Origin of the sequence: Leucobacter sp. NPDC015123 (assembly GCF_043080205.1) — a bacterium.
In the GTDB taxonomy this organism is placed as follows: domain Bacteria; phylum Actinomycetota; class Actinomycetes; order Actinomycetales; family Microbacteriaceae; genus Leucobacter; species Leucobacter aridicollis_A.
Map to the genome: position 1 here is coordinate 163,251 of NZ_JBIBVH010000007.1, position 15,995 is coordinate 179,245.

Genomic DNA, 15,995 nt, shown 5'->3' on the forward strand with positions numbered 1-15,995 from the left:
AAAGGAGTACGCGGTGAAACAGGCAATACTCGCAATCGACGAGGGCACAACTGGCACCCGTGCCGCCTGGGTGACCGCCGACGGTGACGTGGGCGGACTCACCTACGAACGGTTGTCGGTGAGTTCCCCACGCCCCGGGGTCGTGGCACAGAGCGCTAGCGAGATCCTCGAGAAAACGATCCGTACGCTGCGCGCCGCATACGCTTCGGCGCAGGAGCACAGGCTGCATGTCACAGCAGTCGCCATCGCGACGCAGCGCGCAACCGCGACGCTGTGGGACACCGCGACGGGTGAGCCCGTCGCGCCATCGATGGTGTGGCAGGACACCCAGTACGCGGCGGATCTCGCAGCGCTCTCGGATGAGTGGGACGCTCGGCTGTGGCCGAGCATCGGCCGCCCCACAGGCGTGCGCAACGTGTACCTGTGGGCAGCACGGGTGCTCGCAGACCCGCAGCAGACGCGCGCACGGGAATGCCAGGCACGGGGCACCCTCGCGTTCGGCACCGTCGACACCTGGCTGCTGTGGTCGCTGTCGAACAGGCGTGAACTCGTCGCCACGGCAACGAACGCGGTGAGTTCGGGGGCCTACCGCCTCGCAGACCACAGCTACCACACCGAGTTCATCGAGGCGCTCGGCTTCCCACTCGAGCTGCTGCCAGAACTGCGCGACGACGTCTCAGATTTCGGAACGCTCCGCCCCGAGATTCTCGGCGTCGAACTGCCGATCGTTGCGGCTGCGGGAGACCAGCACGCTGCAATGGTTGGGCTCGGTGTCATCGACAAGGGCGACGTAATGTGTGTGCACGGCACCGGGTCGTTCGTCGACCTGAACCTCGGCACGCACCTGCCCGAAAACGACGGTCGCTATCAGGGCGCGTTGAGCCTCGTTGCCTGGCGCGAAGCCGGTATCTCCCGCTACTCGATCGAGACTTTTACCTCGACGACAGGCTCCGCCATCGACTGGCTCGTTGACAAGCTGCGCCTGTTCGACTCGGGCAAACACATCAGTGAGCTTGCCGCCAACGGGCGCATGGGGTCCGTGCACTCGGTGCCGGCGCTCACGGGTGTTCGCATGCCGAGCGTGAACGCTGGCGTCGGCGCCCTTATTGGTGGTCTCACAATGTCGACAACCCGCGAGGACGTCGCGCTCGCCGTGCTTGAGGGCATCGCCCAGTCGGTCGGCTGGAGTATTGATGCCGATAAAGAGGTTGCCGGCGTCGAGATCGGCAAGGTCAACATCGGCGGTGGGCTTTCGAGCTCCGACCCGCTTGTGCAGTTGCAGGCCGATCTCACGGGTGTGCCGCACCACCGGTTCCGCGACACGGATAAGGCGTCGCTGCGCGGCGCGGCATTCCTCGGCGGGGTGAGCCTCGGCGTGTGGAACTCGCTCGCAGACACCCGTGAGCTGCTTGGCACCCCAGACGTGTTTGAACCCCAGATGAGCCCCGATGAGCGCGCGGAACGTGTCGCCCTGTGGCGGCAACGCGTGCTCACCGAGATGGAGCTCGCAGACGCAAGAAAGGAATCGACTAGGGAATGAGATTTCCTGAAAAACGCGCAAATACAGAGCGCCAGAGCCTGTCCCCAGTGGAGGCTCCCGCGCTCAGCAGAGCGAACGCAGTTCGCCGCATGGAGGACGAGACCTTTGACGTCGTCATCGTTGGCGGCGGCATCACGGGGGCATACGCTGCGCTCGACGCAGCCCTCCGTGGGCTGAGCGTCGCGCTCATTGAGAAAGACGACTTCGCCTCGGGTACATCGAGCAAGTCCTCGAAGATGATCCACGGCGGGCTTCGCTACATCGAGCAGGGCAACCTGCCGCTCGTGCGCCACTCGTTGCTCGAGCGCCAGCGGCTTCGCCGCAACGCCGGCCACCTCGTGCAGCGCCTCCCATTCCTGTTCCCCGTGCTCTCGGAAGACGGCGTCTTCGACCGCAGGCTCGCCTCGGGCTTCGAAGCGCTGCTCTGGACCTACGACTTTGCGGGCGGGTGGCGCGAGGGCGTACTGCACCAAAAGCTCTCGAAGGAGGAGGTGCTCGCGCAGAGCCCCCTGTTTGTCGCAGACAAGCTCGAGGGCGGCTTCATGTACTACGACTCGCGCGCTGACGACGCACGGTTGACGCTGAACATCGCACGCACCGCGGCCTTTCACGGCGCCGCGATTGCGAACTACGCGAAGGCAACCGACGTGATGCGCGACGGCGGCAAGGTCTCAGGCGTCGTCGCTGAGATCGACGGCGGCGAGGTGCAGATTCGTGGCCGCTCGGTTGTCATGGCTGTCGGCTCGTGGCTGCGCGACTGGGACGGCACGAGGCCCGGAACCGACAAGCCAAACATTCGCCCGGCGAAGGGCGTGCACGTGTCGGTGCCGTGGTCGAAGATACAGAACTCGTGCACGATTACGATCCCGATCCCGGGCCGTACCCGCCGCGCCACAATCACCCGCTGGGGCGATACTGCGCTGCTCGGCACGACCGACGAGGACTACACGGGCGACCTCGATGCCGCGCACTGCACGCATGAAGAAATGAACTTCCTGCTCGACGGCGCCATGCACGCGCTGCGCACCGAGATCAAGCCGGAAGACGTGCTCGGCTCGATCGCCGGCACCCGACCCCTCGTCGCGGCGGCGGGCGGGAAGACGCTCGACGTGAAGCGCAACCACGAGATCCGCACGGACTCAGACGGCCTCGTCACGGTCGTCGGCGGCAAGCTCACGACCTCGCGCCACATGGCCGAGCAGACTGTCGACGCGGTACTCAAGGTCCTCGGCGAACGCGCAAAGTGCCGCACGAAAAAGGCGTACTTGCTTGGCGCTGCAGGCTACGACGGCCAGGCCGCCACGGCATCCGGTGGGCTGCCGGCTCACCTCGCCGAACGCTTCGGCACCGAGTCCAGGTTCATCTCGCAGATGATCGCCGCGGACCCCGCGCTCACCGCACCCGTCGTCGAAGGGCTGCCGTACATCGAAGCAGAGGTCATCTTCGCGGCCCGCTACGAGATGGCGCACACAGTCGATGACGTGCTCAGCCGCCGCACTCGCTCGCGCCTCATGGCGCGCGACGCCTCGGGCGTCGCGGCTGGCAGGGTCGGCGAGATCCTCGGCCGAGAACTCGGGCTGAGCGACTCAGAGATTGCGGCGCAGGTCACGAATTACAACGAACAGATCCAGATAGAAAAAGCAGTGCTGATGGGAGGCACATCGTCATGATGAGTCGGGAAGCGGTTCGCCGCGGATACAACAAGAGGAACTACGTCGTCGGGGCACACACCCCTCCCGGCTGGGCCCCTGAAACTGTCACAACCGAGCAGCTGAGCGGATCGCTGCAGGCAGACGTCGTGGCGGTGCCCGAGACAGTTGTCGAGCAGCTGCGCGGCATCGCAGTAGCTGTCACAAACGACGCAGCAGACATCGTCGCGAACACCCGCGACTGGTGGGCGCGCACAATGATCGCAGAGACGGGCGGGGAGCCAGCGATCATCGAGGGCGTATTCGTCGAGGTTGATTCGGTCGAACAAATTCAGCAGGTCATGCGCCTCGCGAACGAGCACGGCATCCCCGTGACAGTGTCGGCTGGCCGCTCGAACGTCACCGGCGCGGCCCTGCCGCTGCGCGGCGGCATCGTGCTCGACGTCTGCCGCCTGAACCGGGAGCTCGATTTCGACGCCGAGAGCCAGATCGTCACCGTCGAAGCAGGTATGTTCGGCGACGTGTTCGAGGAGCTCGTACAAGAGAAGTACGGCATGACGAGCGGCCACTGGCCCTCCTCCTTTGGAATCAGCACAGTCGGCGGCTGGGTTGCCTGCCGCGGGGCGGGCCAGCTCTCGACCCGCTACGGCAAGATTGAGGACATGGTTGCCGGCCTCGAGGTCGTGCTCGCAGACGGCTCGCTCATCACGGTTGGCGCCGCCGGCCGCTCCGCTGTTGGCAGCGACCTGCAGCAGCTGTTCGTCGGCTCGGAGGGCACGCTCGGCGTGATCACCTCGGTGAAGCTCAAGCTTCACCGGCTCCCCGACTACACGAAGGCGATCGCGTTCGGGTTCCCCTCGTTCAAGGTGGGCCTCGACGTCTGCCGCGAGATCCTGCAGCGCGGGGCCACCCCCGCGGCGCTACGCCTGTACGACGAGCTCGAGAGCGGTCTGCAGTTCAACATGCCCGAGCAGAACGTGATCCTCATCGCTGACGAGGGCGACCCGAAGATCGTCGATGCGGTCATCGCGATCTCCGAAGAGGTGTGCCGCCAGTACGAGGGAGTCGAGCTCGACGGCGACGCACTGCTCGAACGCTGGTACGAGACGCGCTACCTCACGGGCAAGAGCGCCGAGGGCTTCAATCGCAGCGCCGGCTTTGTGGCTGACACCCTCGAGATGAGCGGCGCATGGTCGGCGCTGTCTGACGTGTACAACGAGGTCGTTGAGGCTGTGCAGGCGCTGCCAGGCACGCTCCGTGCCTCGGCGCACCAATCGCACGCATATACGGATGCCGGTTGCGTCTACTTCTCGTTCCGTGGCGAGGTCGAAGACCCCGCGAACCGTGCCGAGTGGTACCGCGCGGCCTGGGACGCGGCAAACGAGGTCATCGTGCGCCACCAGACGACGCTCAGCCACCACCACGGCGTCGGTCTCGTGCGTGCGCCCTACATGGCCGAATCGCTCGGTGCCGGGCTCGACGTGCTGCGAGCGATCAAGGCTACGCTTGACCCCAAGGGCATTCTGAACCCCGGAAAGCTAGGGCTCTAACTCCTATGACCGCTTCAAGGCGTGAGGCACAGATCGATCCGGTGCGTCGCGCGCGCCTGAAAGAACTCGTTGGCCTGCATACACGGCCGGTGATTGCGTCGGTTCTCGACCGCCCACACCTTGAAGCGTTCATCGAGTCGTCGGCGCAATTCTGCTTCCTCGCGCAGACCGACCTCATCGAGCTCGAAGCGGCGATCGCGCGAATCCACGAGCGGCCCCGCAAAGTCGTGTTCGTGAACATCGACTCGATCGTCGGTCTCGCGCAGGATCGCGGCGGCGTTGACTACCTGGCCCGGCTCGGCGCGGACGGCCTCCTGACGACCCGCGGATCGCTGATCCCGCGGGCCCAGGAGGCCGGCCTGCTGACAGTGCAGAAGCTATTCATCACCGATCGCTCAAACATTCAGCGTGGCGTCGCCGCGGTGCACGGGGCGAAGCCTGACCTGTTGCAGCTCATGCCAGCCCCTGTGCTTCCGTTCGTGGCAGGCCACGAGATCATGCGCATTCGGCCAGTCGTGGCCTCCGGGTTTGTGACATCTCCTACCGAGGTCGAGGCGGCGCTGTCACACGGGGCCGTCGGGGTCTCGACGAGCACTCCAAAGCTCTGGGAGTACGAGCGCGCGGGTTAGCCGCCCACACCCTGAATCTGTCCCCAAATACGTCCCCACTCGAAGGAGACCACAGTGTTTACAGTCATCGCCCGCTACTCCGCCTCACCCGAGACCGCAGACGAGGTCGCGGCGCTGCTGCCGCAGCTCGCCGCCGGCAGCCGCACGGAGCCAGGCAACATCTCGTACACGATCACGCGTGATCTCGAGCGCCCCGAAGAGTTTGTGATTGTCGAGGAGTACGCCTCGGCAGCCGACTTTGCGGCGCACCGCGAGACCGAACACTTCACGCAGATTGGGCTCGGCACGATCATTCCGCTGCTCGTTGAGCGCAAGGTCGTGACGCTCACGCCTGCGGAGTAGGCCGCAGGCGTATACCCGGGTGAGGCCCTGACCACGGCCTCCACCCGGGTATACGCCGGCACGCAGCTAGTTTGTGCGCATGCGGCGGGCGGCGAGCAGTGCGCCGCCAGCGCCGAGCGCGACGACAGCGAGCACACCGACGCCCGCGAGCACGGCTGATCCCGTGTCGGCAAGCGGGTCGCCGTTTGCCGTGTTCCCCTGGATCGCCCCTGTGCCCGGTGTATCCGGGCTGTCGGTGCCTGGCGTAGTCCCAGGGTCCGTGCCCGTGCCCGTGCCGGTGCCGGTGTCGGTAGAGGTTTGCCATGCTGTCAGCGCTGCCGTGAGCTCGTCGGTTGCGGCGTCGAGTGCGCTCTGTGGAACATTCAGCGTCCCTTGGATCTCTTCTGCCTCGGCAAGTTCGGCGCGGAGTTTCAGCTCGGTCTCGTCGCCCGAGGCGGTTACTCGGGCCTGAGTCGTCGCAGCAGCGTCGATCGCGGCGTGTGCTTTGGCGATCGCCGCGGCAAGACCGCCGCGGTCAACGGGCACGAGGTGCGCGGCGAGTTCCTGAGTCGCGTCTGCGATTGCCCACGCTGCCGCATCCGCCGCATCTTGCGTCGTCGGCGCGGCTTCGATCCGCGACCGCAGCTCTGCCGCGGCGAGTTTCGCGCCTGAGACATCTGCTACGACGACGTCGAAGTCAGCGGGCTCAGCGGGCGACAGCACGCCGAGAACTCGCTCGACCCTCTCGACGACAGCGGTCGCCGCGGTGGTTGCGCGCTCGATCCCGCTGCGGTCGATGTCGCCGGCGGTGAATGCAAAGCTGCGCGGGGCGCTCGCGTTTCCGTAGGAGTCGTACGCCGTCAGCGTCGCCTCGTAGCTGCGGCCAGACTCGAGCGTTCGGTCAATCGGCTGGCCCACCCTGTCGCCCGCGCGCACGGCAAGCGGAATGTCGAGTACTGCGGGCTTCGGGGCGACAACGTAGTCGGAGTAGATCCTCCCGTTCGCAGGCACAAGCGTGGTTGTCGCGCCACTCTGAGCGTCCTTCACCACGAGGGTGTACTCAGAGGTGAACTGATCATCGCCGGCCTGGGGGAGCCGCAGCACAGGCCCACTCTCGGTCTGACGCACTGTCGGCTGCTCTTCGCCCCAGGTCGGCGCGACCGCGTTGCGGTTCGCCTTGGTGTACGTGAATTTCGCCTGAGTCTCGGCCGGGGTCGCGCCCCGGGCGATTGTCCAGGTCGGGCCGGCGAGCGAACCGGAAGAGTTGAAGGGTGGCTTCTCCTGGAAGCTCCAGACGCCCTCGTCAGTGTAGGTGCGGCCTGGGTCGGCCGCGTAGTTAATCCTGTCGATCTCAATGCGGTCCGCGTAGACGTCGACGACGACTGACTGGGCAGTCGGGATCGTCGCGTCGCGGGCGAGGCCCGGGCCGAACGCCTGGAACTTCCCATCGTTTTCCCCGTATGACATCGACCCCTCGTTGACCGAGGTGAAGTTCTCTTGGTGGATCGAACGCTCGTCGGTGATGTTCAGGTGGGAGTGCCCCGAGAAGTAGACGACCTGTGGGAAATCGCTGAGGTTCTGCTTCAGTCCGGAGTTGGATGCCTGCGCGCCGTCCCAAACTGTCGCCGGGATCGGCCTATGGCCGAACACGAATATCGGCTGGCCCTGAGTGGCGGGATCCTTCGAGAGCGCGTCGAGCCTGCCGTACAGCCAGTTCGCCTGTGCGATATTCCAGGCTTCGGTGTTCACTACGAAGGCGGGGAAGCCGCCAATCTCCGCTTCGTAGTAGCCGGTTTCGCCTGGGAACCAGGCGTCAGGGTACTGCTCGGCCATGCGGTAGACACGGTCGTCGTGGTTGCCGAACGACATCATGATCTTTGTGTCAGTCATGCCTGTGCGCGCGAGGTTCTGTTCGAGCATGGTGCGCGGGTACTGATGGTCTGACGCGGTGTTGAAGTGGTTGTCGTTGATCTGGTCACCGTTTGAGATGATCGCGTCGGGGCTCGGCATAATGCGCCGTAGCGTGTCGAAGTACCCCGTCCACTTGTCCCACGACGGACCGGTTCCCGTTGAGAGATGGATGTCACTCATAACGGCGAACTGCGAGAGTGGCTCCTCAGCAGACTTCACGAGAATGCCCCGGATGGTCGGGAGGCTCTCGGCACGGTCGGTGAACGCGACCGCGGTGACGTTCGAGGTGCGTTCGACTGCGATTGGGCCGGTAGCCAGCCGGCTCTTTCGGGTCGGGTGGGTGCCGTCAAGGGTGTAACGGATTTCCGCGCCGGCCTGGGCGGTGAAGGTAATGCTTTGTGGGCCGACGTAGCGGCCGCTCTCGAGGCTCGCCGCGGGTGCTGCGACTTCGCTCTGGGTGACCGCTGCTGCAGCGGTCGCAGTGGGAAGCGCGGCTTGCGCTCCAAGAAGCGCGACGCCCGCGAGCGCTAGCCCCGCAAATCTGCCGATTGACATGGATTCCTCTCTTTCGTGCGCCGCGTGAGGCGCTCAGGTATCCAAGTTGTCTATACAGCGTGGCCGCAGCTCGACGGCAGCGTGACGGTGCCATGAATTCTGCTTCACTCGTGGTTCACCGCCCCGCTCGGATTATCCCCCCCACCCCCGGAGAGTTGGCAGTTGTGGTCGCTTGGCGGGCGCCCAGGCGACCACAACTGCCAACCCGAGCGGGGCCGGAGGCCGGCGAGGGAGGCTGGGAGGCCGGCGAGGGAGGCCGGCGAGGAGGCTGGGAGGTCGGGAGGCCGGCGAGGGAGGCTGGGAGGCCGGGAGGCCGGCTAAGGGAGGCGGAGCCCGCCCTCGAACTCGACGACGAGCCCATCGGCGATGAGTGAGTCGAGGGCCCGTTGTGGCTGGGCCTCGTCACGCGCTTCGCCAACGCGGCCCCCCTCGGCTGCGGCCGCGAGCGCCGCCGCAGGATCGACGGCCTCCGTCGCGCCGCGGAGAAGCTGCATGATTTTGCCACGCGCCTGTCTGTCACTGCCCTCGAACGATGCCTGCTTGGGTCGCTTTGTTGGCGCATTGTCTGGGTAGCCAGCGCCCCGCCACTCGCAGAGCTCGGCGATGGGGCATTCGCCGCACTTCGGCGCCCGGGCCGTGCACACAGTCGCGCCGAGCTCCATTGCTGCAGCGTTGAACACCGCCGCCGCGTCGCGCTCGGCTGGCAGCAACGCGGTCATGTCGTCGAGGTCGCGCGGGGCCGGCATGCCTGCCGCAGCCTTGCCGTGCACGGCGCGCGCGATCACGCGGCGGGTGTTGGTGTCGACGACTGGGTGCGTGTCACCAAACGCGAAGACCGCGACCGCCCGTGCCGTATACGGGCCGATTCCGGTGAGCGCGAGCAGCTTGTCGATGTCGGCGGGCACCTGGTCGCCGTGCCGTTCGGCAATCTCGACTGCGGCCCGGTGGAGCCAGAGCGCACGACGCGGGTAGCCAAGCCGTTTCCACGCCCGCACTGCCTCGCCAGGTTCGTCGGCGGCGAGCGCAGAGGGGGTGGGCCAGCGATCCATCCACTCGAGCCAGTGCGGTATGACCCGCTCCACCTGGGTCTGTTGCGACATGAACTCGGAGACGAGGATGCCCCACGCCGACGTCTCGGGCGCGCGCCACGGCAGATCTCGCGCTGCAGTGCCAAACCAGTCGATGAGGGCGTGGCTCATGGCCGACTGTTTCGCCGCTGGCTCCCGAAGACTTCCCACCCCTCGAGTCTACGAGGCGGCGCGGTGTCGGGCCGTCCACCGGCGTTAGGCTTGGGGGGTGAAGTTTGCAGATATGCCGCAGGGCGCGATCTTGCTCGTTGACAAGGTTGAGGGCTGGACGAGCCACGACGTTGTCGCCAAGAGCCGTCGGGCTCTCGGCACCAAGAAGGTCGGCCACGCCGGCACCCTCGACCCGATGGCGACGGGGTTGCTTGTGCTCGGTGCGGGTCCGGCGACACGGCTACTGACGCACCTCGTCGGGCTCGACAAGACATATACGACCACGATCCGGCTGGGGCTCTCGACTGTCACCGACGACCGCGAGGGAGAGATCACTGCTGCGGCCCCGGCGGGTCTCGTCGCTGAGGTATACGCGAATCAGGATCGCATCACCGCCGGCGTCACAGACCTCACCGGGCCGATTGAGCAGGCGCCGAGCGCTGTGAGCGCGATCCGTGTCGACGGCAAGCGTGCTTACGATCGCGTGCGCGCGGGCGAGGACGTCGTGCTGAAGAAGCGCCCGGTCACGATTCACGGGTTTGATATTGGCGAGCCGCGGATCCTGACAGTGCCGGGACCAGGAGGCGAGCCCGTCGAGGTCATCGACTTAGACGCTGTCGTGCGCTGCTCAACTGGAACGTACGTGCGCGCGCTCGCACGCGACCTCGGCGAGAAATTGGGAGTCGGCGGCCACCTCACCGCGCTCAGGCGCACCGCCGTCGGGCCGTTCTCTGTTGATGCGGCGACGCCGCACGCACAACTCGTCGGCGATGGCACGGTTGCCGGTGACCCCGGCGTTCTGTACCCGCCGGCGGATATCGCGCGCAGGCTGTTCACAGTGCTTGAACTCGACGCCGAGGAAGCGAAGGATCTCGCGAACGGGAAGCGGCTGAGTGTCGATCCTGAACGGCACGCGCCCGCCCCGCTCGTCGCGGCGATCTTCCCCGGCAGCGATTCGGATGTGGCGGGAGACAGACTTGTGGGCCTTGTCGAGATCAAGGGCGGGCGCAGCCGCGTCATCACCAACTTCCCGTCACAAGAAACCGGAGGGGCAGCATGATCGCCTGGTTCAGCTACGTCACGATCGCTGTCTCGTTGGTCGCCGCAGTGATGTGCGCGGTGCAGGGGCTGCGCAAGCAAGCCCCGAACGACTACACGATGGGGGCGACGGCGCTCGTCGCGGTACTGCTCGTCGTGCAGGTTGTGATCTCGATCGTCGCGCCGTTGGCTGGCAACGCGCCTGTCGGTGACCCGCTTGAGTTCTGGATGTACCTCATCGTCGCCCTCGCGCTTCCCATCGGTGCGGGCTTTTGGGCGCTCATCGACCGCACACGGTTCGCGAACCTCGTGCTCGCGGTTGTTGGGCTGTCTGTCGCGGTCATGACGTATCGCATGCTCGTGATCTGGGGATAGTGGGCGAGTACACTCAAAGGGTGAGTAACGTGGCAACTAGTGCAGAGACAGAGCAGCGCAGCGAGAAGATGAGCGGGCTTGGGCGGGTGCTCATCACCGTCTACATCATCCTCGCGATGGCGGCGACGTTCCGCTCGGTCTACCAGATCATGACGAAGTTCGACGAGGCTCCGCTCGCCTACATCCTGTCTGCAGTGTCTGGTGTCGTGTACATCGTCGCGACGATTGCGCTCATTCGCCGGGGCCGTGGCATCTGGCGGCCAATCGCCTGGGCTGCGCTGCTGTTCGAACTCGTCGGCGTACTCGTCGTTGGCACCCTGAGCATCACGATGCCGCAGCTCTTCGGGCACCCGTCAGTCTGGTCGTTCTTCGGCCAGGGCTACGGCTTCATCCCGCTCGTACTCCCGATTCTCGGCCTCATCTGGCTCTCCAAAGAGAAGCAGACAGTCTGATGCAGCTATTCAGCGCTATCGACGAACTCCAGCCGGAGAACTTCTCCACTGGCTCGGTCGTCGCCGTCGGCAAGTTCGACGGCGTGCACCGTGGACACCAGGCAATCATCTCGTCGCTGCTGCGCACGGCGCGAGCTGAGGGGCTCCACTCTGTCGTGTTCACCTTCGCGAACAATCCACTGAGCCTGCTGCGGCCAGAAATCTGCCCGCAGCCGCTCGCGAGTAGGGCCCAACGCCTCGAACTCGTAGAGAACGCTGGCGTCGACACCTGTGTCATGGTGCAGTTCGACGAGGCGTTCGCGTCGATCCCAGCGACTGAGTTCGTCGAACGGGTCCTCGTTGGCCAGCTGAATGTGCGCCATGTGCTCCTCGGCGAAGACTTCCACTTCGGGCACCGTGGCCTCGGCGACGCGGCACTTCTGCGCGAGCTCGGGCCGAAGTTCGGTTTCACCGTTGAGGTCGTCGCGAGTGTTGGCGACGACGAAGACGCGGCCGTGTCCTCAACGATGATCCGCGATGCGGTGCTGTCCGGTGACCTTGTGGCCGCGCGCGCAATGCTTGGTAGGTGCCACGTGGTGCGCGGCGAGGTCGTACACGGCGACGCCCGCGGCCGCGAACTCGGCTTTCCGACAGCGAACCTCGGCGGGACCGTCGAGGGGCTTGTTCCCGCGCACGGCGTCTACGCGGGATCTGTCGTTATCGACGGGCGCGAACACGACGCTGCGATTTCGGTCGGTGTGAACCTCACCTTCGAGCCTGAGGGGGAGCCGCGAGTGGAAGCGTACGTGCTCGACTTTGCTGGCGACCTGTACGGCAAGCAAATGGAGGTGCGGTTCGCGAAGCGGATTCGCGAGATGCTGCCGTTTAGCTCCGTCGAGGCGCTCATCGAACGGATGCACGAGGACGTGGCTGAAACCCGTGAGATCCTCGCTGCTGTCCGCGAGGGCTGACGTCTGAGGGCTGAACAGAGAGCGAAGTTCGCGCTTCCCGGGCGCGCCCACAAGCATCGGGTGGTAAGATCGGGGCATAGTCGAGAGACGTGTGACTCGAATCCCGTGCAACGTGCGGCTCAGATTCTAGACGCTCGACCGGCTTCGCCCCGAATACGGTAGGGGCGCATGCTACGTGTCGCCCCAGTTCGGTGCGTCACGCATAGATCCTCCAGGAGAGCAATTGGCAAGCAGCACTGCCACCCGCCAGCCCGCAAAGCGTCAGCGTTCCGGCGGAGCGCGTAAACACGCGCACAACGAGGGCATCATCCCGCTCCTCGCGCGCGCTGTGCGCGAGGTCGAAGCGTCTGCTCAGCGCGGCAAGGCGAGCCCGCAGAACCGTACGAAGTTCCAGGTCATCGCTCTGCTGATGCGCGAGGAGCGCGCTCGAGTGAAGACCGAGGAGGGCGTCAGTGACACCGAGCGTGCCGAGACGCTCAAGCGCCTTGACGGTGTCGCCGCGATCCTCGCAAAGACTGCCGCCCGAGACACGAGCCTCATTACGCTGCTCGAACCCGGAGCGACCATCACCGATGCGACTCGGCAGCTCAAGCGAAAGATGCTCGTGCAGGCCGGTATCGAGGTCCCCGAGGAAGCGCCCGCAGAGGCAGAACCCGCGAAGACCCTCGTGCCGCCGGAGCTCGCAGAGCGCCAGGTCGAGCCCGCGCGGATTCACTCTCGCATGCTCGCAAACCCCTTCCTCGCGCCCTCGCTCGAGGCGCCCAAGCAGCCGACACCGGTCGTGCGTCTCGCGAACTGGGAACTTCTCAACCCGCTCCTCAAAGCATTCGAACAGGGCGGCGGCGGGGCAGCCTGCATGGAGCTTCCCGAGGCGCCCGTGCCCGACAGGCTCGCCCCTGCCGGGCTTGAGCTTATGCCCCACCAGGCGCGCTTCCTCGCAAGCGTTCGCGAGGGCCACCGCAGCTTCCTGCTTGCCGACGAGCCCGGCCTCGGAAAGACGGCGCAGTCCGTGCTCGCCGCCTCCGTCGCAGACGCGTACCCGATGCTCGTCGTCGTACCAAACGTCGTGAAGATGAACTGGGCGCGTGAGGTTGAGCGCTGGACCCCGCAACGGCGTGTCACAGTCATCCACGGCGACGGCGAAAAGATGGACGCGTTCGCAGACGTCTTCGTGGTGAACTACGACATTCTCGACAGGCACCTCAGCTGGATCTCGCGCTTCGGGTTCAAGAGCATGGTCGTCGACGAGGCTCACATGATCAAGAACACGCAGTCACAGCGCTCGCGCAACGTGCTCACGATCGCCGAGAGCATCCGGGAACGCACGCGCGGGTCCCAGCCACTGCTTGTCGCACTGACAGGTACCCCGCTCATCAACGAGGTTGATGACTTCCGCGCCATCTGGCGCTTCCTCGGCTGGACCGACGCTGACAAGCCCGGGCCCGAGCTGATGGCCAAGCTTGAGAACAACGGCTGGACGCCGGCCGACCCGCCGTTCTACCCTGAGGCGCGCCAGAGCGTCATTGAGATGGGAATCGTGCGTCGACGCAAGATCGACGTTGCTCAGGATCTCCCCGCGAAGCGCGTCGTTGATCTTCCAGTAGAACTCGACGACGAGGCGGGTCGCGGGATCCGCGCCGCCGAGGCGAAGCTCGCCCAGAAGCTGTACGACCGTTTCGCCACGGTCAAGGCTGGCAAGCTCGGGCAGAAGCTCTCGGACGAGGCGATCATTCGGATGGTCGCGGCTCAGGAGCTCGAAGAGTCGAACGCGTCTGCTGACGGGCTCAACGTCTTCACGATGGTGCGTGAGATCGGCATCGCCAAGGCTGGCCTCGCCGTTGACTACACCGCGCAGCTCGCGCGATCGGTCGGCAAGGTCGTGTTCTTCGCGAAGCACATCGACGTCATGGACCGCGCCGAAGCGCAGCTCGCCGAGGCAGGCCTGAAGACGATCTCGATTCGAGGCGAGCAGAGCGCGACGTTCAGGCAGGAGCAGATCGACGCGTTCAACAACGACCCCGAGGTCTCGGTTGCGGTGTGCTCGCTGACCGCGGCAGGCGTCGGCGTGAACCTGCAGGCCTCCTCAAACGTTGTGCTCGCCGAGCTGAGCTGGACGGATGCGGAGCAGACACAGGCGATTGACCGAGTCCACCGCATCGGGCAGGAAGAACCTGTCACCGCCTGGCGTATCATCGCGGCGCAGACGATCGACGCCCGTATCGCGGAGCTCATCGACGGCAAGGCGGGCCTCGCGGCACGGGCACTCGACGGTGCGCCGGCGGCAGAGGAGAACGCCGATCCCGTGCAGCTGCTTGCGCTCATGAGTGTTCTGTCGCGTGCGGTCTCGGCGGCGGAGAACGACTGAGTTCTCAGGTGCGCGGGGCCTGGCTGTTCCGCGCGCCAAAATGGCGCGAATCTATGTGTCTGTAGCATTCGTGCCACCGCTAGCATGGTGACCATGCGTATTGGTGTGCTCTGCTCGGGCGGCGATAGCCCGGGCATGAATGCTGCGATTCGTGGCGCCGTGCTTCGCGGCGTCGACGTTCACGGCTTCGAGATGATCGGCTTCATCGACGGCTGGCGAGGCTTCCACGACGGCGAGTTCGTCGAGCTTGACCGCCCGACAGTGCGTGGCCTATCGCCGCTCGGCGGCGTCTTCATCGGAACGAGTCGTGTTCCACCGTGGGAGGCCCCAGTCACGCCAGAGGCGCTCGACGCGCTGAGCGCAAAGATGGCGGGCTACGGTCTCGACGGACTCATGCTCATCGGCGGCAACGGAACCCAGACCGTGTCTTCGATCCTGTGGGACGCAGGTATCAACGTCGTCGGCCTCCCGAAGACGATCGACAACGACCTCGCGGGCACCGACTACACCTTCGGTTTTGACACCGCGGTGTCGATCGCTTCCGAAGCCATCGACAGGCTCCGAACGACTGGAGACTCCCACCGCCGCTGCATGGTGCTTGAGGTCATGGGCCGCGACGCCGGGTGGATTGCGTTGCACGCGGGCATGGCAGGTGGAGCGCAGGCGATGCTGCTACCCGAGTTCCCCGAGAGCCTCGAACAGGTGTGCGCCTGGGTCGCCAACGTGCGCGACCGCGGTCGTTCCGCGCTCGTCGTTGTCGCTGAGGGGTTCAAACTTGAGGGTTCAGATGACGCCGTCACTCGCGATGGGCTCGATGGCTTTGGCCGCCCGCGCCTCGGGGGCGTCGCCGACATGCTCGCGCCCCTGATCGAAGAGCGCACAGGTATCGAGACGCGCTCGACGGTGCTCGGGCACGTGCAGCGGGGAGGCTCGCCCACGGCGTTTGACCGCGTGCTCGCGACGCGCTCAGGCATCGCCGCTGCCGACGCAGTGCTTGCCGGGGACTGGGGCAAGATGGCTGGCCTTCGCGGCGACCGGATTGAACTCGTGCCCTTCTCAGAGGCCGTCGGCAAGTTGAAGACAGTGCCGGAGGCTCGCTACGCGGAGGTCCGCCTCAACTTCGGCTGACCTGCGCCCGGCCTTGCGCCCTGCGGCCTTGCGGCCCGGCCTTGCGGCCCGGCCTTGCGGCCTGGCGCGGCCTGCGGCCTGGGGCCTGCCCGGCGCGGCCTTCATCTCGCCCCGCCGCCTCGGCCCGACCCCACCAGCCGAAGGGGCATCCCGATGTACACGGTTCCCACAGAAGCACACGACTTCTACGCGCAGAAGTCGGGCGGGTTCAGGTTGCTAGTGCAACACCCTGAACCTTGAATGGAATCAACATGGGTGTACACCATCCCTGGGAAACCCGACTCGCGGTCTACG

The 15,995-nt window shown here is 65.9% G+C and carries 13 protein-coding genes; 11 read left to right on the top strand and 2 right to left on the bottom strand.

What is annotated here, in order from left to right; translation table 11 throughout:
- The first annotated feature begins 13 nt into the window (after nucleotides 1-13).
- The 5 genes from ACF07D_RS13535 to ACF07D_RS13555 are packed head-to-tail and all read left to right on the top strand — an operon-like array spanning nucleotide 14 to nucleotide 5,710.
- Nucleotides 14-1,540 (top strand): FGGY family carbohydrate kinase, encoded by a 1,527-nt coding sequence (locus ACF07D_RS13535; RefSeq protein WP_391505254.1) that lies wholly within the window; start codon nucleotides 14-16, stop codon nucleotides 1,538-1,540.
- A complete protein-coding gene (locus ACF07D_RS13540) occupies nucleotides 1,537-3,210 on the top strand; it encodes an FAD-dependent oxidoreductase (protein WP_391505255.1) in 1,674 nt (557 codons plus the stop codon). The genes ACF07D_RS13535 and ACF07D_RS13540 overlap by 4 nt, the downstream gene beginning before the upstream one ends.
- Nucleotides 3,207-4,739, top strand: a complete 1,533-nt coding sequence (locus ACF07D_RS13545) for an FAD-binding oxidoreductase (protein ID WP_391505256.1) — start codon at nucleotides 3,207-3,209, stop codon at nucleotides 4,737-4,739. Before ACF07D_RS13540 ends, ACF07D_RS13545 begins: the two co-directional genes overlap by 4 nt.
- 5 nt (nucleotides 4,740-4,744) lie before the next feature.
- A complete protein-coding gene (locus tag ACF07D_RS13550) occupies nucleotides 4,745-5,368 on the top strand; it encodes a glycerol-3-phosphate responsive antiterminator (protein ID WP_255809022.1) in 624 nt (207 codons plus the stop codon).
- Nucleotides 5,369-5,422: 54 nt separating this feature from the next.
- The gene (locus ACF07D_RS13555; protein ID WP_391505257.1) at nucleotides 5,423-5,710 is read left to right on the top strand and encodes a putative quinol monooxygenase; all 288 of its coding nucleotides are present in this window, start codon (nucleotides 5,423-5,425) and stop codon (nucleotides 5,708-5,710) included.
- A gap of 66 nt (nucleotides 5,711-5,776) precedes the next feature.
- Here the strand turns inward: ACF07D_RS13555 and ACF07D_RS13560 are convergent, their stop codons facing one another.
- Both ACF07D_RS13560 and ACF07D_RS13565 read right to left on the bottom strand, forming a co-directional pair.
- Nucleotides 5,777-8,155: a chitobiase/beta-hexosaminidase C-terminal domain-containing protein gene (locus ACF07D_RS13560; protein ID WP_391505258.1), complete on the bottom strand. Its 2,379-nt coding sequence runs from the start codon at nucleotides 8,153-8,155 to the stop codon at nucleotides 5,777-5,779.
- 317 nt (nucleotides 8,156-8,472) lie between these two features.
- Nucleotides 8,473-9,354, bottom strand: coding sequence for an A/G-specific adenine glycosylase (locus tag ACF07D_RS13565; protein WP_255809027.1), 882 nt, complete (start codon nucleotides 9,352-9,354; stop codon nucleotides 8,473-8,475).
- Between the two features lie 112 nt (nucleotides 9,355-9,466).
- Here ACF07D_RS13565 and truB point away from each other — a divergent pair, with 112 nt between their 5' ends.
- The 6 genes from truB (at nucleotide 9,467) to ACF07D_RS13595 (ending at nucleotide 15,701) form a co-directional block, all read left to right on the top strand.
- Complete coding sequence (gene truB, locus ACF07D_RS13570; protein ID WP_391505264.1) at nucleotides 9,467-10,453, top strand: tRNA pseudouridine(55) synthase TruB; 987 nt, start codon at nucleotides 9,467-9,469, stop codon at nucleotides 10,451-10,453.
- Complete coding sequence (locus ACF07D_RS13575; RefSeq protein WP_119281304.1) at nucleotides 10,450-10,806, top strand: hypothetical protein; 357 nt, start codon at nucleotides 10,450-10,452, stop codon at nucleotides 10,804-10,806. Before truB ends, ACF07D_RS13575 begins: the two co-directional genes overlap by 4 nt.
- A 68-nt stretch (nucleotides 10,807-10,874) precedes the next feature.
- A complete protein-coding gene (locus ACF07D_RS13580) occupies nucleotides 10,875-11,258 on the top strand; it encodes a hypothetical protein (protein WP_119281303.1) in 384 nt (127 codons plus the stop codon).
- Nucleotides 11,258-12,208, top strand: coding sequence for a bifunctional riboflavin kinase/FAD synthetase (locus ACF07D_RS13585; protein ID WP_391505259.1), 951 nt, complete (start codon nucleotides 11,258-11,260; stop codon nucleotides 12,206-12,208). Before ACF07D_RS13580 ends, ACF07D_RS13585 begins: the two co-directional genes overlap by 1 nt.
- 223 nt (nucleotides 12,209-12,431) lie before the next feature.
- Nucleotides 12,432-14,573 carry a DEAD/DEAH box helicase gene (locus ACF07D_RS13590; RefSeq protein ID WP_119281301.1) on the top strand — a complete coding sequence of 714 codons (2,142 nt, stop codon included), beginning with the start codon at nucleotides 12,432-12,434 and terminating at the stop codon, nucleotides 14,571-14,573.
- Between the two features lie 93 nt (nucleotides 14,574-14,666).
- Nucleotides 14,667-15,701 (top strand): 6-phosphofructokinase, encoded by a 1,035-nt coding sequence (locus tag ACF07D_RS13595; protein WP_255809029.1) that lies wholly within the window; start codon nucleotides 14,667-14,669, stop codon nucleotides 15,699-15,701.
- Nucleotides 15,702-15,995 lie beyond the last annotated feature (294 nt).

Coding starts and splice junctions, on each gene's coding strand:
- ACF07D_RS13540 (WP_391505255.1), top strand. CDS start 1,537: ATGAGATTTCCTGAAAAACGCGCAAATACAGAGCGCCAGAGCCTGTCC.
- ACF07D_RS13545 (WP_391505256.1), top strand. CDS start 3,207: ATGATGAGTCGGGAAGCGGTTCGCCGCGGATACAACAAGAGGAACTAC.
- ACF07D_RS13550 (WP_255809022.1), top strand. CDS start 4,745: ATGACCGCTTCAAGGCGTGAGGCACAGATCGATCCGGTGCGTCGCGCG.
- ACF07D_RS13560 (WP_391505258.1), bottom strand. CDS start 8,155: ATGTCAATCGGCAGATTTGCGGGGCTAGCGCTCGCGGGCGTCGCGCTT.
- ACF07D_RS13565 (WP_255809027.1), bottom strand. CDS start 9,354: ATGAGCCACGCCCTCATCGACTGGTTTGGCACTGCAGCGCGAGATCTG.
- truB (WP_391505264.1), top strand. CDS start 9,467: ATGCCGCAGGGCGCGATCTTGCTCGTTGACAAGGTTGAGGGCTGGACG.
- ACF07D_RS13575 (WP_119281304.1), top strand. CDS start 10,450: ATGATCGCCTGGTTCAGCTACGTCACGATCGCTGTCTCGTTGGTCGCC.
- ACF07D_RS13580 (WP_119281303.1), top strand. CDS start 10,875: ATGAGCGGGCTTGGGCGGGTGCTCATCACCGTCTACATCATCCTCGCG.
- ACF07D_RS13585 (WP_391505259.1), top strand. CDS start 11,258: ATGCAGCTATTCAGCGCTATCGACGAACTCCAGCCGGAGAACTTCTCC.
- ACF07D_RS13595 (WP_255809029.1), top strand. CDS start 14,667: ATGCGTATTGGTGTGCTCTGCTCGGGCGGCGATAGCCCGGGCATGAAT.